At 32.4% G+C, this 23,288-nt stretch carries 19 protein-coding genes; all 19 read right to left on the reverse strand.

Annotation, left to right across the window (positions count from 1 at the left end; genetic code table 11):
- Positions 1–475 precede the first annotated feature (475 nt).
- Positions 476–1,858, reverse strand: a complete 1,383-nt coding sequence (locus BMZ76_RS08295; RefSeq protein WP_091204794.1) for an OmpA family protein — start codon at positions 1,856–1,858, stop codon at positions 476–478.
- 318 nt (positions 1,859–2,176) lie between these two features.
- Positions 2,177–2,299: a hypothetical protein gene (locus BMZ76_RS16305; RefSeq protein ID WP_262987278.1), complete on the reverse strand. Its 123-nt coding sequence runs from the start codon at positions 2,297–2,299 to the stop codon at positions 2,177–2,179.
- Positions 2,300–2,320: 21 nt separating this feature from the next.
- Positions 2,321–2,794, reverse strand: a complete 474-nt coding sequence (locus tag BMZ76_RS08300; RefSeq protein WP_091204797.1) for a Dps family protein — start codon at positions 2,792–2,794, stop codon at positions 2,321–2,323.
- 340 nt (positions 2,795–3,134) lie between these two features.
- Complete coding sequence (locus tag BMZ76_RS08305; RefSeq protein ID WP_091204801.1) at positions 3,135–4,196, reverse strand: class I fructose-bisphosphate aldolase; 1,062 nt, start codon at positions 4,194–4,196, stop codon at positions 3,135–3,137.
- Between the two features lie 63 nt (positions 4,197–4,259).
- Positions 4,260–5,348 (reverse strand): alkene reductase, encoded by a 1,089-nt coding sequence (locus BMZ76_RS08310; RefSeq protein ID WP_091204803.1) that lies wholly within the window; start codon positions 5,346–5,348, stop codon positions 4,260–4,262.
- Positions 5,349–5,844: 496 nt separating this feature from the next.
- On the reverse strand, positions 5,845–7,227 hold the full coding sequence (locus BMZ76_RS08315; RefSeq protein WP_091204806.1) for an NAD-dependent succinate-semialdehyde dehydrogenase: 1,383 nt from the start codon (positions 7,225–7,227) through the stop codon (positions 5,845–5,847).
- 42 nt (positions 7,228–7,269) lie between these two features.
- Entirely contained in the window at positions 7,270–7,599 is a 330-nt protein-coding gene (locus tag BMZ76_RS08320; protein ID WP_143071066.1) for a DUF892 family protein, read from the reverse strand.
- A gap of 131 nt (positions 7,600–7,730) precedes the next feature.
- A complete protein-coding gene (locus BMZ76_RS08325; protein ID WP_091204811.1) occupies positions 7,731–8,723 on the reverse strand; it encodes a 2-hydroxyacid dehydrogenase in 993 nt (330 codons plus the stop codon).
- A gap of 457 nt (positions 8,724–9,180) precedes the next feature.
- Positions 9,181–9,375, reverse strand: coding sequence for a hypothetical protein (locus tag BMZ76_RS08330; protein WP_091204813.1), 195 nt, complete (start codon positions 9,373–9,375; stop codon positions 9,181–9,183).
- A 331-nt stretch (positions 9,376–9,706) separates the two neighbouring features.
- Entirely contained in the window at positions 9,707–12,130 is a 2,424-nt protein-coding gene (locus BMZ76_RS08335; protein WP_091204815.1) for a response regulator, read from the reverse strand.
- A 119-nt stretch (positions 12,131–12,249) separates the two neighbouring features.
- Positions 12,250–16,032 (reverse strand): response regulator, encoded by a 3,783-nt coding sequence (locus BMZ76_RS08340; RefSeq protein ID WP_091204817.1) that lies wholly within the window; start codon positions 16,030–16,032, stop codon positions 12,250–12,252.
- 36 nt (positions 16,033–16,068) lie between these two features.
- A complete protein-coding gene (locus tag BMZ76_RS08345) occupies positions 16,069–16,311 on the reverse strand; it encodes a chemotaxis protein CheB (RefSeq protein WP_091204820.1) in 243 nt (80 codons plus the stop codon).
- Positions 16,312–16,632: 321 nt separating this feature from the next.
- Positions 16,633–17,457, reverse strand: coding sequence for a CheR family methyltransferase (locus BMZ76_RS08350; protein ID WP_091204822.1), 825 nt, complete (start codon positions 17,455–17,457; stop codon positions 16,633–16,635).
- 94 nt (positions 17,458–17,551) lie between these two features.
- The gene (locus BMZ76_RS08355) at positions 17,552–17,989 is read right to left on the reverse strand and encodes a response regulator (protein ID WP_091204825.1); all 438 of its coding nucleotides are present in this window, start codon (positions 17,987–17,989) and stop codon (positions 17,552–17,554) included.
- Positions 17,989–20,586 carry a PAS domain S-box protein gene (locus BMZ76_RS08360; RefSeq protein ID WP_091204828.1) on the reverse strand — a complete coding sequence of 866 codons (2,598 nt, stop codon included), beginning with the start codon at positions 20,584–20,586 and terminating at the stop codon, positions 17,989–17,991. The genes BMZ76_RS08355 and BMZ76_RS08360 overlap by 1 nt, the downstream gene beginning before the upstream one ends.
- 40 nt (positions 20,587–20,626) lie before the next feature.
- Positions 20,627–21,175, reverse strand: a complete 549-nt coding sequence (locus BMZ76_RS08365; RefSeq protein WP_091204830.1) for a helix-turn-helix domain-containing protein — start codon at positions 21,173–21,175, stop codon at positions 20,627–20,629.
- 401 nt (positions 21,176–21,576) lie between these two features.
- A complete protein-coding gene (locus BMZ76_RS08370; protein ID WP_091204833.1) occupies positions 21,577–22,056 on the reverse strand; it encodes a hypothetical protein in 480 nt (159 codons plus the stop codon).
- 3 nt (positions 22,057–22,059) lie between these two features.
- Positions 22,060–22,737, reverse strand: a complete 678-nt coding sequence (locus BMZ76_RS08375) for a peptidoglycan DD-metalloendopeptidase family protein (protein WP_091204836.1) — start codon at positions 22,735–22,737, stop codon at positions 22,060–22,062.
- Positions 22,738–22,966: 229 nt separating this feature from the next.
- Positions 22,967–23,203, reverse strand: coding sequence for a hypothetical protein (locus tag BMZ76_RS08380; protein ID WP_244281770.1), 237 nt, complete (start codon positions 23,201–23,203; stop codon positions 22,967–22,969).
- Positions 23,204–23,288: the final 85 nt, after the last annotated feature.

A 23,288-nucleotide genomic window follows, 5' to 3' on the forward strand; every position in this document is an offset into this window, starting at 1 on the left:
CAAAATAAATCAATGCATTTTTTAAATTCCTATTCTGAAGTTCTACTTTCTCTAAAACGTCTTTAAAATAGACTTTTAAACGGGTTTCAGCACCGCTTCCTTAGGCTATAATAAGGGAGTCAACCCTGATTTCGCTCCGACTATCATACCAACGTTTAATCGTTTTAAAACTGACTTTAAAAATAGAATCCATGTCCTTTATCTTATGTCTTTGATATGATAAAACAAGGCATTGCCTACGTTTTCTTATAGTATTATTAGGGCTATTTCGAAGAAGGTATTCCAGTACCTCAATCTCTTTAATTTTTAGTGTTAGATATGTCATAATGATAGAAATATTCGAAATTTATGAATTGTGAATAACAAAATATGACATTATTTTATTTACTTAAGACTTTAATAGCAGCACAAAAAGAAGGGCTGTTGTTTCCAACAGCCCTCCAACTAACCAAACCAAAAACCCAACCTAATCTTACTATTTTTCGTAGGTCATTTTCAACTCTACTCTTCTGTTTTTAGCACGCCCTATAGCCGTTGCATTTGTAGCGATTGGTTTACTTTCTCCATAACCAACTGCTGTAACTCTTGATCCGGAAACTCCTTTTTCCATTAAATAATTTTTAACAGATTCAGTACGTTTTTGAGATAATTCTAAATTTAAAGCATCGCTACCATTGCTATCAGCATGTCCTTCGATAACTAAGTTAGAAGCACCATATTTATTGATGATATTAACTAATTCATCTAATTGAACTAATGAACCAACTTTTAATTTAGCACTATTGTTTTCAAAGAAAATTTTACTTCCTAAATAAGTTATTCTTTCAACATCTTGTTTTGTGATTTCAGGACATCCTTTGTTTTCCATAGTTCCTTTTACAGTAGGACAACGATCATCAATATCAGCTACACCATCACCGTCAGAATCTGGACAACCATTTAAACTCATTGGACCAGCAACATCTGGACAACGGTCTAAATCATTAGTAATTCCATCTTTATCATTATCCATAGCACAACCAGTTGCATCTACTTTAGTTCCCAGTTTAGTATCTGGACATTTATCGTTTACATCAGCAACTCCATCATTATCTGCATCTGGACAACCGTTTAATAATTCGGATCCTGCAACATCTGGACAAGTATCTAAATAATCAGCAACACCGTCTTTGTCTCTGTCTAACGGACAACCATTATTATCAACAATTACACCAGCCGGAGTTCCAGGACACGTGTCATTACGATCTGAAACACCATCATTATCAGCATCTTTTTTCTCTCCTAAATTGAAAGTCAAACCAGCCATGTGAGATAAATAAGCATCTTTTTTACCATTTATAACACCGTCTCTTCTGTCTTTGTTAGAAAAACTAAATGTTTCTTGTAAATTCAATGTAATTACATCATTCAATCTGAAATTTAATCCACCACCCGCTGTAGGTAGTGCATAGTCAATTCTATCTTGATCAAAGTTTAATTCATTGTCAAATAACATAGCTCCAACACCCGCAAATGCATAAGGCCTTACAAAAGATTCAGGACCTGTCATGTTAAATCTTAAATTTAACGCAACCGAATTAAAATCGCTTTTAAAACTTCCTGAAGGACTGTTATTGTAACCAATGGTTCCTTTAGATGCTAAAAAGTTCAAATCGAAATAACGACCTAAATATCTAGAAATGGAAACACCACCAAAACCGTAAAATGCTTTATCAGTTTTGTAAAAATTATTTCCTAAATCACCCTGGTATTGTGTTACACCACCATGAAGACCAACATTCCATTTCTTGTCCTCTGTTTGTGCTTTCGATATTAAAGTAAATGCTAGGCACGTACTTAATAATAGGATTTTTTTCATTTTTATTTTTGTTACATTGTTTACACAAAGGTCACTAACAGCGCAGGATTATTTGTTACAGAACTATGTCAATAAGTTGTATCATTCACACATTTTGAAGCCTTTAGTTTTACCAATTTAAGCAAAAATGTGAGTTAAATGAGAACACATAAAGCAAAAAAACCACCTAAAAAATTCTTTCTATTAACAGCTCAAGGAGACAGTTTTGAAAGTGTTTTTTAAATGGTTCTAAGTTGTTTAAAAAAAAGTGAAGCACTTTAATATATATACCATCGTCATAAAAGCAGAATGACACAGCATTTTCCTTTGACGTATTAGTCACTTTTGAGCATCTGTCTCTTCGATCAATTTATTTTCTTCAGCATATTTTCTAGCGGTTATTTTTCCAACTCTGCAATTACTTCTAGATGGTACATAAACTTCTGATTCTAAATTTTCCATTAATATAATATTTTTTTTTAGTTATTCTAAATATCTTCTTAATGTCCAAGCCATTGTTTCGTGAGCTAGCATCAAACCTGTTAAGAAATCAGCTGTTCCCGCATCATTGTTTTCATCAGCGCTTGCATTAACATCTTTTCTTAACTGAACAATTAGCGTTTCATGATCTTCTAATAATTCTCTAAGCATTTCTTTTTGACCCGGATACTGATTTGGAGATTCCTTGATAATCGTTAGCTCTGAAAACTCTTTCATTGTGCCAATTGTCTTTCCACCCAATTTGCTGATACGCTCTGCAGTTTCATCAATAGAAACTTCCAGCTGAGTATATTGTCCTTCAAACAATTTGTGAAGTTCCATAAAACTTTGACCGGACACATTCCAATGAAATTTTCTTAATTTGATGTAAAAAGTCATTTCATTTGCCAAAATTGAAGACAAGATTGAAATGCTATTTTTTAAATGTGCTTCTGTAATTCCTATTTGAAGTTTCATATTTTCTTAATTTTATTTGAATAATATTATCATTTTAAAAAATATAGTCTTTGTTCTACCATTAAAACATTTGGAGTTCGATTCCTGTTTACCGAAAGAATTCTACTGCACAAAGGTCATTTTATTCATCAAAAAAAGTATTATAAAATTAGAAGAATAAGTTACATCTTTCACACCTTTTTTTGTTTTAAAACAATGCTAATCAATATTTTTAAATATTTTATTTGTTTACTATTCATACTGCGATAAATTAAAAAAACAGCTTTTAAAATTTCATCATCTTATATTTTAAAAATGTAATTTATGGCTGGTAATTTTAATTAAAAACTGAATCTCAGGATTAGGCAATCGAAACTTCTTTGGATAAATAAATTTCTTGTACTGCCTGTATGAGTTGTACGCCTTCGCTAAAAGGTCTTTGAAAAGCTTTTCTACCCATAATTATTCCCGCTCCACCTGCTCTTTTATTTATTACAGCTGTTTTTACGGCTTCTGCCAAATCAGTTTCGCCTTTTGATTCTCCGCCGGAATTAATCATACTAATACGTCCTGAATAACAATTCATTACTTGATATCTGCATAAATCTATGGGATTTGAGCTGGATAACTTCGTATACATTTCCAGATTTGTTTTAGCAAATTGTATCGAACTAAAACCTCCATTATTGGTTGGTAGTTTTTGCTTAATGATATCGGCCTGAATAGAAACTCCCAAATAATTAGCTTGACCGGTAATGTCAGCCGCCGTATTATAATCGATGTTGTCTTTTATAAATGCATCATTTCTGGAATAACACCAAAGAATAGTTGCCATTCCTAAAGTATGCGCTTCTTCAAAAGCCTTTGCCACTTCAATTATTTGCCTGTCGGATTCAGCTGAGCCAAAGTAAACGGTAGCTCCCACAGCCACAGCACCCATGTTCCAAGCATCTCGAACACTCCCAAACATGATTTGATCGTATTTATTGGGGTAAGTCATTAATTCGTTGTGATTAATTTTTACCACAAACGGAATTTTATGGGCATATTTTCTGGATAGCATTGCAAGACCACCCATAGTGGAAGCAACAGCATTACATCCCGCTTCAATGGCTAACTTGACAATATTTTCCGGATCAAAATATATAGGATTCGGAGCAAAAGCACTTCCTGCAGTATGTTCAATTCCCTGATCAACAGGCAAAATTGAAATATAGCCAGTGTCCGAAAGTTGGCCATGATGGTATAATTGTGTTAAACTCCGAATGGTTTGCCCGTTTCGATTGCTTTGTAAAAAAACATTATCGATATGGGAAGGATTCGGTAAATGAAGCTGATCTTTTGAAATTGTTTTACAAACGTGATTTAATAAAGCGTCTTTTTCATCTCCTAATAAAGCTAGCAATTGTGATACATCTTTCATTTTAATTACGCTTTTAAGAGTTTCTAAAAAAAACACTGATTAACAGCTAAAAATTTTTTGCAATCAAATTTTATAAAACTGATAATCAGTATATCCTATTTCATCTGCTGTGTAAAATAAATCCATATCGAGTTCCTCCGATAAAGGCCAATCATTTTGGAATCTTTCTACTAAATCAGGATTATTAATGAAAGGTCTTCCAAAAGCTACAAGATCTGTAAGTCCGGATTCTAAAGCTGATTCGGCACTTTCTTTAGTATAACCACCGCAGGTAATCAAGGTATTCTTGAAATTATGACGAATTAATTTTTTGATTTCCAAAGGAACTGCTGGAGCACCCATAGCGGAATGATCTACAAGATGAATGTAGGCAATATCAAGTTTGTTCAGCTCTTTAGATAAATAGTCATAAGTAGCCTCAATTTCAGGATAATGTGGCATATCGCTGGCAACTCCGAAAGGCGATAGCCGTATTCCGGTTTTTTCTTTTCCAATCGCTTTAGCAACGGCCGCAGCCACTTCTATTACAAATTTGCAACGGTTTTCTATACTTCCTCCATATTCATCTGTTCGAATATTACTAACCGGTGAAAGAAATTCTTCTAATAAATATCCATTGGCAGCATGTAATTCTACGCCATCAAATCCTGCGAATAGCGCATTTTCAGCTGCAGAAATATATTCTGTTTTGGCGTGTAAAATATCTTGAAGGGTCATTTCATTAGGAACAACAAAATCTTGTAAACCATTTGCATCTGTCCACATTTGCCCAGCTGCTTTTACCTGAGAAGGTGCCATTATGTATGTGTCTTTTGGCATATTTAATGGATGGCTAATTCTTCCGGAGTGCATTAATTGAACTATTATCTTTCCTCCATTTTTATGAATGACAGCAGTAGTTTTTTTCCAGCCTTCTACTTGTTCAGCATTAAAAATACCAGGAATTCTAGCGTATCCTAATCCATTAGGCGAGGGTGATGTTCCTTCAGTTATAATAAGGCCGGCACTCGAACGCTGATTGTAATATTTAGCCATCAATTCATTAGGAACATTTCCAATCGCTCTGCATCGTGTCATTGGCGCCATCACAATTCTGTTTTTTAAATCGATGGAGCCTAATTTTTTTGGTGTAAATAATTCGTATGTTTTCATGTTTTTTAAGCTTATATTATTGATATAAAGATACTTATATTTTATTAATTAAAAATATCTTTCAAAATAAAGTTGTGGTCTTGCAACATGGTTCTTAAGTTTTAAAAATCTTTGAGATATCAATCGTTTCAAAAAATTTTTACTTACAGTTAGCTTTAATTCCGTTTCTATATGATTTTTATTATGTTTGGGAACTTTGATATTATACTTACAAAGGATGAAGTTTTAAACAGGTGTGGTTTTCATTAAAAAAATAATTTTAAACGAAATCCTTGCTAAAATTAAAAATTTATAGAAATTTTAAAATTTTTATTGAAAAATTAAGTTAGGCAACATTCTTTTTTTTATCCTGATTAACGGGTATCAAGCTCGTGTACCTATTCGTTGGTCATAGGCGGAAGATTGGAAAACCCCTATGTTCTTGATGCCGTTACGCCAATCTGGCAAATCAGAAAAAATGCTACCTAACAAAATTATATTTTTATTCTTATTAAATCTACAAAGGATCTGAAAGCCCACTAATACGTATTAGTTTTTTATTGACAAATTCTTGAATTCCTAATTCAGATAATTCTCTACCATATCCGGAACCTTTTGTACCTCCAAACGGTAAATCAGCTTGGGTCCAGGTTGGATGATTAATAAAAACCATTCCAGCATCAATCTTATCAGCAATGCGCTCACCACGCTCAGTGTCTTGAGTAAAAATAGAGCAACCAAGACCAAAATCAGAATCATTCGCTAATATAATCGCAGCTTCTTCATCCTTCACTCTATAAAAAGATGCTACCGGACCGAAGATTTCTTCATAGTAAGCAGGAACTTCCGGTTTTAAGTCTGTCAAAATAGTGGGCTGCACGAAAGCACCCTCTCTGTCAGAACGAGTTCCTCCCAACAAAATAGTGGCGCCTGCATCAACAGACCTTTTTATTTGATCAATAATATGAACAGCAGCCGCTTCGCTGCTCATCGGACCTAATTCTGTTTTAGAATCCATTGGATCTCCAACAATTAAGTTAGATAATTTTTCTTTAAACTTTTCAATAAATTTATCTGCTATGGCTTCTACAGCAATAAATCTTTTAGACGCAATACAAGATTCTCCATTATTATTAATTCTGCCTACAACTGCCCATTCTACAGCTTTGTCAATATCAGCATCTTCAAGAATTATGAAAGCATCACTACCTCCTAATTCGAGTACCGATTTTTTTAAATATTTTCCAGCTTCTTCGGCAATAGTAGCCCCGGCTGCTTCGCTTCCTGTTAATGACACACCTTTTATTCTCTTATCAGAAACTAATAACGACGCTCGTTTTCCAGAAATTAACAGGTTTGTATAAAGACCATTTGGCGCACTAGCCTCATTGAATAAATTTTCAATAGCAATAGCACATTGCGGTACCATAGATGCGTGTTTTACGAGAACTGTATTTCCAACCATAATGTTTGGAGCCACAAATCTGGCCACTTGATAAAAAGGAAAATTCCATGGTTCAATACCAAAAATCGTTCCTATGGGACTGCAGCGTACATAAGCACTTCCATATTTTGGTTCCAGATGTTTATCTGCCAAAAAAGTCTCCGCGTTAGTTGCATAATAATCAAAAATATCAGCACTTAATAAAATTTCACCTTCTGCTTGAGCAATTAATTTGCCCATTTCTAATGTTATAATTTTAGCTAAATGTTCTTTTTTATCACGCATCAAAGCAGCAACTTTATGCAATATTTCAGCACGTTGCTGATAACTAGTCTGTTTCCATGAATTAAATGTTTTTACAGATTGTGCAATTAACATGTCAACAGATTTATCAGTCATTTCATCAAATGACCGCATGACTTTATTGGTAAATGGGTTTATGGTTTGAATAGCCATTTTTTATTTTTTAAAAGAAATTATAATAGTTTCTTGCATTATCTACGGAGTTGTTAAACCGTACATTGCCTCATATTTTGACATAATATCTATCTCACCTATGGAAGTAAAAAACTCTTCAAGGCGTTTAATATGATCAATTGTAAATTGTAAGTGTACTTTGAGTGCGTCAGCTAATTCTTCAGTAGCAGCATTTTTAATTAATATGGGAATTGAGATAATTAATGCTTTTTCAGAGAAGTAAATTTCTTTTAATTCCTCTAAAAAAACATTACGACAACCTTTACTGGTTTCAAGAATCGTTTCATCTGAATTTCCTTTCGATTTGTGCAACATGGTTTTTTTACCCATTTTGGTGATTGTACTTTTCAAGTGTTTCAATTTATGTTCTTTATTAATTTAATATAGTAAAGTTATTGTTTCACAATATTGAATTCATTACATAATATTAAAAATCAATTGTAATATTCACACATATCATCATGGAAATTTGCTATACATATTTACTGTTTTACTTCATTTTTTAAGGGTAAACCCTGTTCAAAATCAGTGTAGTTTTTTAAAGTAGTAATAGCAATCTGGTCCAGTGCTTCATTGGTAAAAAATCCTTGGTGCGGTGTAATCAATACATTATGAAAAGCCATTAATCGCTCAATTAAATCATCATGAATAATACTTTCCGATAAATCTTTAAAAAATAAATTCTCTTCTTGTTCATAAACGTCTATTCCTAAATAACCCAGTTGTTCTTTTTTTAAAGCTTCAATAGCATGCGATGTTTTGATCAAAGCGCCGCGGCTGGTATTTATCAACATAGCGCCTTTTTTAATTTTAGAAAATGCTTTCCGGTCAAAAAGATATTTTGTGTCAGTAGTAAGAGGACAGTGGAGGGAGATGATATCAGAATTTTTAATAAGTTCACCCAAAGTTCCATAAACAACTCCTATTTTTATTAATTTCTCTGATTCAGTAACATCATTTGCAATAACTTTGCAACCAAACCCCAACATTATTTGGCAAAAAGCAGCACCAATTTTCCCTGTTCCGATTACGCCAACCGTTTTTTCATAGAGATTAAATCCAGTAAGGTTTTCTAATGAAAAATTACCTTCCCGAACTCGATTGTATGTTTTATGAGTTTTGCGATTCAAAGTCAAAATCAATGCTACAGCATGTTCTGCAACAGCTTGAGGAGAGTAAGCGGGAACCCGCATGACTTTAATGTTGTATTTTGCTGCTGCTTCAAGATCAATGTTGTTAAAGCCTGCGCAACGCAAATCAATAAGTTTAATACCTATTTCTGCTAATTTTACGATTGTTTTTTTATCGATTGCGTCATTCACGAAGACACAAACGGCTTCAAATCCTATCGCCAAATTGGTAGTCTTACTATTTAAAGGAGCATCAAAATAAACTAACTCGTGTTTATGATCCGTATTAAACTTGTCTAAATATTCTCTGTCGTATGGTTTTGTACTTAAGACGGCTATTTTCATGGTTTGATTTTAAATTCGATATTGAGAATTCTTATTATTTATTGTAATTAATTTCTTGTTGACCGCAAATTGTAGCATCAAAACAAGTAAATTTTCTTAATGAGTTGGTTTCGTATAAAAATAAAAATGGCAAATCCAGTAAAAACGGTACGCTTGAAAGACTATGAAGATATGATATAAGGCGCAGTAAGAAATAGAAAGTATCTGTTTTAATGCGTAATTCAGGAAACAAATAAAGACGTTTTAGCCTAAAAAATAAATTCTCCCTGCATATAAAAAACAGAGAGAATTTATTTTGTAAAAATGATATCTGAGAATATTGTGTTTTACAAAAAAAACGCACAATAATTATTTTAATGTAATATTAAATACTTTCGAACAAAAAAGCAATAAATTGTTTTTCTCCACAATTGAATTGGTTTTACATTCAGTAACAATTAAATTTGCAGAAAATAATTTATGATTCGTCTTTTGTTGTACGCACTAAGCTGATTCCAGATATGAAGAAAAGTACACCAAGTACACCGTAAATGATTAACGATTTAACATCTGCTGTTTCACCTGAAGTACTTGCAAATATAACTGCAGTGTAAATAAGTCCACCTATTCCAAGAGCAGTAAGTAATGCTCCGAAGATTCTTTTTAGATTCATGATTTTGATTTTTAAGATTTATACTTTTTTTAATGTTAGTTTTTAACTGAAATGGTTTTAAACAAACACTTTTAAATAATTAATATTTCGTTTTGAGAAGGTCATAATTATTTTACAAATGTATTTTGATTGAACATGCAAAATGTTATACAATTGTCAATAAAAGTTATATCATTCACAGTTTAAAATTAATCTAACAAATCTTTACATAAAATATTTATTTATAAAATACTGATAATGAGAATAAAAGAAACTTAATTTTGTTGTATTGAAGTTGTTATTTGTTGGCTTCGTTTTTGGAAACGACTTAATCTTTTTATCTTTCTACACTTTAAATTGTGTTAAGTTCTTCCCGCAATTCGGTACAGGCTTGTAGGCAAACTTCTTCAAGTTGTAGCACTAATTCATGTATCTCTTTTGATTTTTCTGGTGCTGTGGCTAATTCCTGAATTTTTTTCGCCATGTTTTCAAAATTTGAACTAATTCCCATTATTGAAAAAGATGGTATCATTTTATGTGCAGAAGCGCCTAGCAATTGCCAATTTTGTTCCGCTAAACTTTGTTTCATTGTGCTTATTAATGAAGGTGTTTGTGCTAAATATAATGATATCATTTCCATCATTAATACTGGATTTGATTTTGTTCTTTGGTGTAAATATTCTAAATTAATACATTTTATATTTTCAACGATAGTACTAATGCCTTCTTTTTTATCGAGTTTAGATTTTTTTAATGTTTCAATAATTTTTTTATATAATACTCTTTCATCGACTGGTTTAGCAATGTAATCATTCATTCCCACGGCGATGCATTTAGCTACGTCAACTGTTGTAACATCAGCGGTTAATGCTATGATAGGAATTGTTGAATGCATCGTATTTCGTATATATTTTGTAGCTTCAAATCCATTCATTTCTGGCATTTGCAAATCCATGAGTACAATGCTATATTCTTTTTCTTTGAGTTTTTCTATCGCTATTTTACCATTTTCAGCAATGTCAATTTCAAATCCAAAATCATCTATAAGTGTTTTCATAAGCAATTGGTTTAACGCAATATCTTCTACTACTAATACTTTTATATTTTTCATATCTGAATTTATTTCGACCAACTCATTTTCCAACTCTGCATTGGCATTTGTTTTTTGAAAAGCTAATGTAAAACTAAAAGTTGAACCTTGATCAATAGTACTATTTACCCGGATAGTACCACCTTGAGGCTCTATTAATTGCTTAACAATAGCGAGGCCTAGCCCAGTTCCGCCATACAATCTGGAAGTTCCGCTGGTTGCCTGTTGAAAATTTTCAAATATTGTTCCTATTTTTTCTTCGGAGATACCAATTCCTGTATCAATTACAGCAAATTCGAGTATCACTTTATCACTATCTTCATGCAGTAAAGCAACGCTTACAGTGATTTGTCCAATAGACGTAAATTTGATGGCATTACTAATTAAATTTAAAATGATTTGATGCAAACGGATAGGATCTCCCACTAGTACTTCAGGGATTTTACTGTCGTATTCCTTTATTAGTTTTAAGTTTTTTTTCTGTATTTTTTTTTCAAACAAATGAATCATGGCTGAAATAGAAGATTTCATCTTGAAAGGTGTTTTCTCAAATGTCATCTTACCTGCATCAACTTTTGCCAAATCGAGTATGTCGTTGATAAGTACAATTAATGCATCACCACTTATCTTAATTGCGCTTAAATATTCTTTTTGTTTCTCTGTCAAAGATGTTCTAAGAATCACTTTTGTAAACCCGATAATTGCATTCATTGGTGTACGGATTTCGTGACTCATATTCGACAAGAATTGCTGTTTTGCTTTTACGGCATTTTCAGCTATGACAGTGGAATTTTGCGCATTTATTTTTGCTTCTTCTGCAATTTCTGTGGCTAATTCAGCAAAAAGTTTAGCTTCAATTAATTCTGTTTCAATTCTTTTTTGATTGGTCACATCTCTGGCAACCATTGCTGCTCCAAGCACATTCCTTTTATCATCTTTATATACTGCTCCATTGAATAATACATGAATTAATTTGCCGTTTTTATGGCGAAGGATTAATGGAGAATCGGCAACAAATCCTTTTTCAAACACTTTTTGATACACTTCTTGAGCCTTTTCCGGTTCAGTAAAATAATCAAAAAAATCAGTTCCAATTAATTTTGGACGTGCTATGCCAGTTACTTTTACCGATGCATTATTCATATCGGTTATTTTCCCTTCAGGGCTAATTGCAAATAAAGGGTCATGACTTGCATTAATAAGACTAAGAGAATATTCAGAAAGCAATTTTTGGGCTGTTAGATCAGTATTAAGTTTTTTCAGTTGTTCTGCCTGAACTAATAATTCCTGATTTTTTGTATGTAAATCTACAAAAACTGCCACTTTTGCTTTTAATATTTCAGGTGAAAGCGGTTTAATCATGTAATCTACTGCACCAGCCTGATAACCTTTGAAAATTTGCAGACAATTATCCATGTTGGCCGTTAAAAAAATAATCGGAACATGTTTCAGTTTATCGATTTGTCGAATTAACTCTACGGTTTCAAATCCATCCATCTTCGGCATTTGCACATCGATTAATATGATGGCAAAATCTTGTTGGTGCAACAGAATTTTTAACGCTTCATTACCGGAATTTGCTTTGACACACAAATAATTTTCGTTAGAAAGTATTACTTCCAAGGAAAACAAATTTTCTGGTAAATCATCGACTAATAAAATTTTAACAGGGCTATTAATTTTCATTTTTAATTGTAAAATAAAAGTTTAAAAGTTGAGTGTTAATCAACGAATTTTAAAAACGCCAACAAAAAAATGTAACTTAAATAAGATAAGGGATATGCCGCGTTTTTGATGTTATTTTATTATTTACTTAACCATACGCGCATCAATGATAACAGGCGTTCTACATCAATAGGCTTAGTGATATAATCGTTGGCACCTCCATCAATACATTTTTGTTTATCATCTTTCATAGCTTTCGCGGTAAGGGCAATTATTGGTAAATTTCTGAATTTCATCTGAGATCTTATCCGTTTCATTGCTTCGTAACCGTCCATTTCCGGCATCATGATATCCATTAATACGAGATCAATGTCAGGATGTACTTCCAGCATATTCAATGCATTCTTGCCGTCTTCTGATTTTATGACTTCCATTCCGCGTTCTTGCAATATTTTAGATAAAGCAAAAACATTTCGCATGTCATCATCAACCAATAATATTTTTTTTGAATGGAATATTGCTTCTTTATCATGCAAATTATTAATCATCATTTGTTTCGATTTTGGTAAATTGCTAATCGTTCGGTGAAGAAAAAGAGCAGTTTCATCCAGCAATCGTTCTTCGGATTTTATACCTTTTATAATAATGCTCTCGGCATATTTGTGCAGCAGATTATTTTCCTCTTTTGTAAGTTCTTTTCCGGTATAAACAACAATAGGAGGTAGGTTATGGCCTTTTATATCCCCCAGTTTTTGGATAAGGTCAAAGCCAGTCATATCAGGTAATCCAATGTCCAGAATGATACAATCAATGTGATTGTGCTCAAACAATTCCAAAGCTTCTTTTCCTGTTCCTGCTTCATAACATTTCACATCTCCATTGCCAATAAGTACTTTCATTGCTTTTCTGGAATTTTCACTATCCTCAATAATCAACAGGTTTTTTATCTTTTTATTTACAAAATTTTCAATCCTGATGAAAGCTTCCTCTAGACCATCTTTAGATATCGGTTTCATAAGGTATTCTACTGCACCTTCTCTGATTGGTTTTAGCGAACGATCATTTGCCGATATAATATGCACCGGTATATGTCTTACCGAAGGATTTACTTTTAGTTCATGCAATACTTGTTCTCCGTTGATTCCTGGTAAACCCATATCGAGAATTATTGCTTGAGGTTTGTATTTTGCTGCAAGCAATAAACCATCTTCTCCGGAAGAAGCTGATAAGCATTTGAATCCTTTTTTGTTAGCTTGTTTTAAAAGTATCGCAGCAAAATTCCGGTCATCTTCAATGATCAGGACTATTTTATCATCAGTTTTTATCGCATCTCTATCGTCTTTTATAGTTGGATAATTGAGGAATCTGATATCACTTTCAGAACGTGGCGCAATGGAAACAGGTTTCAATGGGATTTCGATTTCAGACTCTTCTGCAGCATAAATTTCAAATGGAATTGTCAGCGAAAAAGTAGAGCCTTTTTCTAAATTACTTTTCACTTTTATTTCTCCTTTTAATAATTTTGCAAGTTCCCGTGAAATAGAAAGGCCTAATCCAGTTCCACCATATTTTCTGGAAGTACCGCCTTCAGCTTGCTGAAAAGCTTCAAAGATTGCTGCCTGCTTGTCTTCTGATATTCCAATTCCGGTATCAGTAACTGAAATACTCAAAGTATTTTCGGTTTTAGGTTCAAGATGAATAATTACGCTTCCATTTTCGGTGAACTTTACAGCATTGGATAAAAGATTTCTCAAGATTTGATTCAGACGCTGAGAATCAGTGTAAATAAATTCGGGTAAATTATCTGGCTGCTCGCAAAGTATTTCCAATCCTTTTTGTTCTGCTTGATGCTTAAAATCGCGAAGAAGATTAGCTGTAAAATTTCTCAGCGCTACTTTTTCAATATTAACAGCCATTTTTCCAGCCTCAATCTTGGAGAGATCCAGCACTTCATTAATTAAGACCAAAAGATCATGACCACTTTTATAAATTATTTCCGCACTTTCAACCTGAACATCATCCAGGTTTTTCTTCCTGTTTTCTGATAAATCTTTGGATAGAATAAGCAAACTATTAAGGGGCGTTCTTAGCTCATGGGACATGTTTGCGAGAAATTCTGATTTGTACTTGCTGCTAATCTCCAGTTGTTTTGTTTTTTGTTCAATATCATTTTTAGAAGCTTCAACTTCTTTATTTTTCTCCTCCAATGATTGGGTTTGCTCTTCCAGTTCTTCATTGGTCATTCGTAGTTCCCCTTGCTGTTGCTTAAGATTTTGCGCCTGTTGTTCTAATTCTTCATTCAGCTGTCTAAGCTCTTCCTGCTGTATTTGAAATTCTTCGGCTTGTTTAGCAAGTTCCTGCATTTGATTTTTCGTATCAGTAATATCAAATCGAATTGAAACATATTTTTCTATTTTACCGTCTATTCCCTTAAATGGAGTAATTGTTGTATCAACCCAATAAAATGTTCCGTCTTTTGCTTTATTTAATATTTCTCCCTTCCAGATTCTTCCGTTACTTATGGTTTTCCACATGGCAACATGTATCAAGTCTGGTTGTTTTTCTGATTTCAAAATTCTGTGATTTTTCCCCAATAACTCTTCTCTAGTATATTTGGCAATCTCGCAAAATTTATCATTGGCATATATGATATCACCATTTACGTCAGCAATGGAAACAATAGCTGCCTGATTTAGGGAATTAATTTGCTGATCGAGTTCCAAAGCTGCTATTTCCATTTCACTTTTTTGTGATTGTACCATAGCCAGTAACTCTTTCAACGATTGTTGATTTATAGCCGTATTTATTGAAACAGCAATACTGTCCATTGAAACATTAAGGAATTCTTTTTCTGTTTCGTTGAAATCAGTTAGTCTGCCTATTTCTATTACGCCCACTGTTTTACCTTCAAACAAAAAAGGAGTAATGAGTAAATTTTTTGGTTTTGCATCAAGAACCGATGAAGTGATGCGTATTTGATCTTCAGATATATCTGTTAAAGAAATCTGTTTTTGCTCCCATGCAGCCTGACCAATTAATCCCTCATTTAATTTAAAACTTTCCATAATGTCTTTAGCAGATGAAAAAGCAAATTTTCCACTGAGCATCAGAGTATCGTTTTTTTCATTAAATAGGTAAACCGCTCCTATATTGGCTTTCAGATACGTACATAAAAAACTTATGGTACTGTTTGCTAATTGTGCTGTGCTTTGGTCTCCTATTAATTTTTTATTAAGTTCGGAATTCCCTGTAAGCAACCAGTTTTTGCCTGCAGTTTCCAACTCAGAATTTTTAAGCGCTTTTAAATTTGTAGCAACAATGGCATATACGACAATAAGAATGATGACAATGATTATCAATAAAATAGCAAAAACAACATTAAACTTGCTTGCATCGTCTTGACTATTTTGAATTCTTTGACCAAGTAAAGTGCGTTCTAATTCCTGCGACTCATCAATTATTTTTCTTATTTCTTCTTGAATTTGTTTTCCTTCACCTGAAGCAATTAATGCTCTTGCTTTTTCATAATTACCTTTGCGAAGGGTAATGCATGTGTTTAAATTCTCAAACCGCATTTTTAGTTGTTTCGCAAGTTCCTCAATATTGATTTGCTGATTGGGATCGTCTTTTGTCAATTGCTTAACTTTTTCAAGTTTCTCAATTGCTTTTGAATTGGCAGTTGTAAAATGTTTTAAAAAGTCATCATCGCCCGTAATAACATAACCTCGAACGCCTGTTTCTGCATCAACGGAAGACATCAGTATTTGTTCGAATTCATATAGTACCTGATTGGAATGGTTTACAAGAGTATTTGAAGCAACAAATTTTTCACTGTTTTTAAAAGAGAAAACTGCAACTCCTGAAAGTACTACCGCACAAGCAATAAATCCTATTACTATTTTTCTTCCTAAGGTCATTTTCATTTTATTTATTTGTAAAATTGATGGCGATTATCTCTTTTAATGATTTATTTTTATTAATAACGCGACTTTCTCCTCCAATGATAAAAAGTAATTGGGTTTAATAGCCACAATTGCTGACTTTGGCATATAATTAGATTTTATGGTTTTTAAATCTTTTACAATGGACCGATCGCCGCATTCCTTTATTCTTTTAATTCCTTGGCTACCGCCACTAATAGATCCTGTAAGCACAATTTCAATTAATTTATTTTTACAGGCTTCCGCCGCCTCTTCAAACAGTTAATTAATGGATGGTTTTACAAAATTTACACGTTAATCTTTAGTAAGGAAAAAAGTGTTATCCTTTTCAATCAGCAAATGATCGTTAAGAGTAGCAATATAAGTGTTTCCTTTTTCAATTTTCTCTTTTTATCTGCTTCTTTTAAATTAAGTTGATTTATTTACTTAAAAGTTTTATCGAGTGATTAAAAGAATGAGCGCATAAATGCTGCGCAATGACAATTAGAGTATTAAAATCTGCCGGTTATGCTGCGGATATAATTTTCAAAGTATTCATGCCTTGGTAAGAAACTCCTAATACAATTGCTTCATATTGCATTATCAATATTTCTTTTTAAATATTCGTTCTTTTGTGTCTAACTCAATATATTGCTCATATAAATCAGAAAAACGTAAGTTTTCTTGAGAGCCCAAACATAGTACACCACCATTTATTAAACTATCGTAAAAAAGATTTTGGACTTTATTTTGTAAATTTTTATCAAAATAAATCAGCACATTGCGACACAATATTAAGTTCACTTCCGCGAAAACACTATCAGTTACCAAATTATGATTGGCCCAAACAATATTTTTTTTTAAGGAATAATTCATTATGAAATTATCACAATCGGAAGTATAATAACTCGAAAACGATTCTTTTCCTCCGGTCAATTGATAATTAGAAGTATACCCTTTTATCAATTTGTTCGAAAAAATTCCATCTTTTGCTCGGTTCAGAGCCATTTGATTAAAATCAGTAGCATAAATAGTTGTTCTGTCGTACAAGCCTTCTTCCTGCAAAAGAATAGCCATTGAGTAGGCTTCTTCTCCCGTTGCACAACCTGCATGCCATATTTTTATAAAAGGATATGTCTTTAAAATAGGGATAACATTTTCTCGTAATGACTTGTAGAAAACAGGGTCACGAAACATTTCGGTTACAGTTATTGACAAATCCTGTAAAAGTGCAGAAGCAAATATTTTATCATTCAAAACCTTAGATTTCATTTCAGAAATATCTTCAAATTTTGATACTGCCATTCTGTTCATAATCCTGCGCCTGATATGACCTTGGGAATACTCTCTGAAATCGTAACCGTATTCGTGATAGATTGCTTCTAACAACAATAAAATTTCCGAATCTGATGTTTCTTGATACTGCATTTTAAAACAATTTTGGTTTTAATATTTAACCAAATCAGGTATAATTTATCCAACTCATAAATTAAATTTTATAAAAATTACATTGAAAAATGGATTACATACGATCCATATACCAATTTAATTCTTTTTCCATTTTTTGATATTTAAAAATAGCTGTAATTATTTTTTGCAGACGAACAAAAGCAGTCTCACTTTTTACCACATAATCAAATGCTTTGTGGTGCATACAGTTTACAGCCACTTCAATTTTATCTTGAGAAGACAGCATTACAACTGGAATTTCTGAATTGTAAGCCTTTACTTTATCTAAAGTTTCAAGACCGTTCATGGCGTTTTCTATAATACCGTCTAATTGATAATCTAATATCACCACATCCGGACTGCTAGATAAATTAGATATACAGAGCTCTCCCGTAGAATAAGTTTCTACTATAAAATCAGCATTTTCTAAGAATTCAATTTCTAACGATTTTAAAAATAATGCATCATCATCTACAAGAAATATTTTTACTTTATCATTGTTATTATTCATTAAAGAGTATTTTTAATTATGTTTAATTCTTCTTGTAATTCAATACATGCTTGCAAACAAATTTTTTCTAATTCTAGCACCAAAGTACCAATTCCATCTGTTTTTTGTTCTACTATTGCGAAATCTTGGATTTTTTTTGCCATGTTTTCAAAATCAACACTCATCCCCATGATTGCAAATGATGGAATCATTTTATGTGCTGCTGCTCCTAATAAAGTCCAATTTTTTTCTGCTAAACTTTGTTTAATAGTATGTATCAAAGGAGGCGTTTGTTCTAAATAAAGAGATATCATCTCCATCATTAGTGTAGGATTCGATTTTGTTCTTTCGTTTAAATATACTAAGTCAATATATTTTATTTTTTTTGCTATAGTCACTTCCTCTTCTTTTAGTGTTTCTTTAAGTTTGGCAAGTTTTGGCTTTTTTAAGAGGCCTATAATTTTACTGTATAATATTTTTTCGTCAACAGGTTTTGCAATATAATCGTTCATCCCCACAACTTTGCATTTAGCCAAATCGACTGTGGTCACATCAGCAGTTAAAGCAATGATTGGTACTTTTGAATTCATTGTGTTGCGAATGTATTCTGTAGCTTCAAATCCATTCATTTCTGGCATTTGTAAGTCCATTAAAATGATATCATAAACGTCTGCTTTTAGTTTTTCGATCGCTACTTTACCATTTTCGGCAATGTCCCAAATAAATCCAAAATCATCTAACAATGTTTTCATTAACAATTGATTCAAAGGAATATCTTCAACTACTAGAACTTTTATATTTTTTAATTTTGTATCCAGTTCGACGTCCTCATTTCCCAGTTCAGCATCAGAACTTGTTTTTTGAAAACTTAAAGTAAAACTAAATGTAGAACCAATATCAATTGTGCTTTTTACACGAATGGTTCCACCTTGCTGTTCTATAAGTTGCTTAACTATCGCTAAACCTAATCCTGTCCCTCCATAAAGTCTTGAAGTTCCGCTAGAAGCTTGTTGAAAATTTTCAAATATTTTACCTATTTTATTTTCAGCAACTCCAATTCCATCATCAGTTATGGCAAATTCAATAATCGCTTTATCATCATCTTCATGTATCAAATTTACACTTACGGTAATGTTTCCTTTGGATGTGAATTTAATGGCATTACTAACCAAATTTAAAATGATTTGGTGCAAACGAACCGAATCGCCCAGAAGTACAGCAGGAATTTTATTGTCGTATTCTTTAACTAATTTTAAGTTTTTTTCCTGTATTTTGGTTTCAAATAAGTGAAGCATTGAAAATACAGAAGTTTTCATTTTGAAAGGAGTTTTTTCAAAGGTCATCTTTCCGGAATCTACTTTTGCTAAGTCCAAAATATCGTTTATGAGAACGATTAGTGCATCACCACTCATTTTGATAGCATCTAAATATTCTTTTTGTTTAGAGCTCAATTCTGTTTTTAGTACCACTTTTGTAAAACCTATGATCGCATTCATCGGCGTACGAATTTCATGGCTCATATTCGACAAAAATTGTTGCTTCGCTTTTACTGCATTTTCAGCTATAATGGTAGCACTTTCGGCGCTTTTTTTTGCTTCTTCAGCGATTTCTGTAGCTAATTCGGCAAAAACACGCGCCTCAATCAGTTCGGTAGCAATTCTCTTTTGTTCCGTCACATCTCGAGCAACAATTACAACACCAATAACATTTCCTCTATAATCTTTATAAACGGAACCGTTGAATAAGACATCGGTTAATTTCCCGTCTTTATGACGAATGGTTAACGGAGAATCAGCAACAGATCCTTTTTCGAAAACTTCTTGATATACTTCTCTTGCTTGTTGCTGCTGCGTAAAATAATCAAAAAAATCAGAGTCAGTAAGTTCCTCTCTTGTCATACCTGTGATATTTACCAATGCTTCGTTCATATCGGTAATTTTTCCTTTGGTATTTATCGTAACCAGTGGATCTTGGCTTGCTTCAATCAGACTCAGGGAATATTGAGAAGCTAATTTTGCAGAATTATTAATTTCTGTTAGTTCTTTATTTACAATTTCCCTTTTTTTGTTTTCTTTATTTTGAAATAGTAATTCTTCATTAGCAATCACTAACTCAGCAGCACGTTTTTCTTTTTCCTCGTTTTGATATGCCAATTCTTTGTTGGCAATCACTAGTTCCGCTGCGCGCTTTTCTTTTACTTTATTTTGATGCGCGAGTTCTTTATTTGCGATTTTTAAATCCAATGCCCATTTTTGTTCGGCTATATTTCGAGATACTACAATCACTCCTGATGGATTTCCTTGATCATCTCTAAAAACAGTTCCGTTGAACAGTATATTTGTCAGTTTACCCTTTTTGTGATGTAGTGTGAGAGTGGAATCAACGACGAATCCATTGGTAAAGGCTTCTTGAAAAATATCCTTTGCTTTTTGGGGTTCGGTAAAATAATCAAAATAGTCAGTGCCAATCAAGCTGTCACGACTAATACCCGTTATATTTACTGTTGCCTCATTTACGTCCGTGATTTTCCCCGCAATATCAATTGAGATTGTAGGGTCTAAAATGGCTTCAATTAGACTTCTTGCATATTTTGATATTTGATTATTTATGATTTCTATTTTTTATTAAATTTTTTGAAAAAATTGATTTAATTATATTTTATTGTTTGCCAATTTCCTCAATTGGGTTGCGCCTTTTGTCTTTTAATTGTTTAAAATGAGAAGGGGAAAGACCAGTCACTTTTTTAAATTGACTGGATAAATGAGCAACGCTGCTGTAGTTCATTTTCCAGGCAATTTCCGTGATATTTAATTCTCCGTAAATGATCAACTCTTTTATACGTTCTGTTTTATGGGAAATTATAAATTGTTCGATTGTAGTGCCTTGCACTTCCGAAAATAAGTTAGACAAGTAGGTGTAATCATGATCTAATTGTTGACTCAAATAATCTGAAAAATTAATTTTAATGGGTTCGACCGTATGGTGCACCATTTGTATAATCACATTTTTAATTTTTTCGATTAGCATCGATTTTTTATCATCCATTAATTCAAGTCCTGAATCTAAAAGGGCCACTTTCAGGAGTTGTCTTTGATCCATAGAAATATTTTCCATGATTTCGACCTCTCCTAATTCAACAACCATAAAGTGAAGTTTAAGCTTTTTCAACTCTTCTTTGACCGCCATTTTACAGCGATTACTTACCATGTATTTTATGTACAGTTTCAAATATTTTAATTTTACAGTTTGAACAAAACTAGCTTTTCGTGTTAAAGGTACATTATAAAATTTAACAAATGTGTTATAAAATTTATTCTTGTTAAGCCAATTTGACTTATTTAGAAGTCATTTCATTGTGTTTACTTTTCGTAGTAATTTTGGATCAAAGGTAATTACCTAAATCTGATTTTTGTTATATAATTATTTTAAATGCTTGTTTAATTACTATTGTTGATTTGGCTCTTAATCAGATGTGTTTGTAATAAATACCATCTTAATAATTAAAAAAGTAACCCTACAAATAATCATTGCCTTCATCTTATTTCATATTTGAAGAGGTGACGGTAACGCAAGATTTCTCAAATAAAAAAGAGAAATTTAACTTAAAATTAATTTATAGGAAAAGAGTTAACCCAATCTAAAGACTTGATAGAGGATACTTTATTTTCTGAATTCATTGTGACACGGAGTTCTTTGTTTGCTACTTTTTTTGAATACAAACCTTTGTAACGAAACACCGTTGATTTATCAAAATTATTTCTGTATGCTTCAACCAATTGAAGATCAATAAAAGTACCGTAGAATTGACGAAAACGAGTGCAAGTTTTTGTCAATCTTTCCTCAGTAGTATTTTTAATAACAGAAGGAGTTGCTTCGTTTAATGTGAATGGTTTAAATTTAGAAGTATTGCAAGTCATCAAAACTCTTTTGCCAAGCTCATAAGCTTTACTCTTTTGACTTTCACTAATTTCAGATAATCCAAGTCTTTCAACTTTAACTACTTCCGGTTCTGCTGATGCAGCTACAACATTTTTTGATTTACATCCAATGAGCAAAAAAATACTCAAAACAATAATTAATTTTTTCATGATCTATTTTATTTTTAATAAGATATTGGGGTCCGGACAGTTCTCTAAATAATGTTTCAGATTATTTTCACTGCAAACGCCAGGATAATCGCCAAAGGTATTCGAAATTTCTTTTATAATTTGAAAATGCAAATGAGGTGCATAATCCCCATTTACCGAAGCATCACCCAAAGTGGCTATTTGTTGCCCTTTTTCATAAACATCACCAATTTTGATGTCACTAATACTTTCTAATGATAAATGGCCGTATAACGTGTAAAATTTCTGATCTTCAATTTTGTGTTCTAAAATTATTGTGGGACCATAATCGCCCACACCAGTATTGTAATTAAAACTGTGAATAAATCCGTCAATTGCTGCCAAAACAGGTGTTCCTGCTTTAATCCATAAATCTAAACCGATGTGAATGTTGCGTTCTTCCGTTTTTGAATCGTTGAAAATTTCACTCCTTTGATACAAATTTCTAATTTCATTGTAGCCACCGTAAGCAACTTTTGCGTCATTATCTGTTAAATAGCTTTCTATAAATTTTTCAAAATCGGTTGAATTATCGATCTTGTGTTTGCTAAAAGCTTCATTTTTAATGGATAAATCCAAAGGGATGTAGTGATTATAATCAATTCTTTCATCTATAACTTTAACATTTTCAATGCCGTGTAAGATGGTTTCTAATGCTTTCATGTATTGTAAATTTTTAAAACATTAAAATTAAATAAAAAATGCCAACATAAAAATTTTGCGCTGGGATTATAACTTTTAATTTTAATTTCTGCATTCAAATTTTGAACAAAAACTACTTAAGTATTAGCATTGCGCATCGTAATTGTATAAAATCAGCTTTCAATAAATTTTTTTTTTGGATACTACTTTTTCAAATCCTATGAAGGAATTTTTAGAAAATAATATTCTTTTATTTTTTTATTTCAACTTTTGCTTCGCCACCAGAAACATTTATGCTAGTCTTCGTTTTTCCATCTTTGGTGGTAACGTTTACACCTTCTGTACTTATCGTTATGGCGATACTATCTTCAGCTTTGGTAGTTACGGTAGTTGTTTTTTTATTGGTAGTAACTTTGCTTGAAGTTTCTGTTTGCGCAGCAGGAACGTTATTCCCTTCTTTATCCTTGCAGGATACAATTGCAATCATTGACAATATTCCTAAAAGTAATGTTGTTTTTCTAATCTTATTTGGTTTTTAAATGGTTAACTATTTTAGCTCACAACATACTATT

This window comes from Flavobacterium xueshanense (assembly GCF_900112975.1).
Lineage (GTDB): Bacteria > Bacteroidota > Bacteroidia > Flavobacteriales > Flavobacteriaceae > Flavobacterium > Flavobacterium xueshanense.